A 240-nucleotide genomic window follows, 5' to 3' on the forward strand; every position below is an offset into this window, starting at 1 on the left:
CACTAAATGCTTAAGAGTTGTCGCATTAGCGATAAGTCACATTAACAAGGAGATTTTCTCATGGCACATAAAAAAGCTGCCGGTTCAAGCCGTAACGGTCGTGATTCAAACCCAAAAATGCTCGGCGTAAAAATCTTTGGCGGTCAAGCCATCGTTGCCGGTAACATCATCGTTCGTCAACGTGGTACAGAATTCCACGCAGGCGAAGGCGTTGGCATGGGTCGTGACCATACTTTATTT

At 45.8% G+C, this 240-nt stretch carries 1 protein-coding gene; it reads left to right on the plus strand.

Features of this window, described 5'->3' with window-relative positions; translation table 11 throughout:
• Window positions 1–60: 60 nt before the first annotated feature.
• The coding region (rpmA, locus tag AAEZ03_RS28700; protein WP_350583385.1) for a 50S ribosomal protein L27 at window positions 61–240 on the plus strand (180 nt) is incomplete at its 3' end.

This window comes from Pseudomonas sp. HY2-MNA-CIBAN-0224 (genome assembly GCF_040310285.1).
Classification (GTDB): Bacteria; Pseudomonadota; Gammaproteobacteria; order Pseudomonadales; family Pseudomonadaceae; genus Aquipseudomonas; species Aquipseudomonas helleri.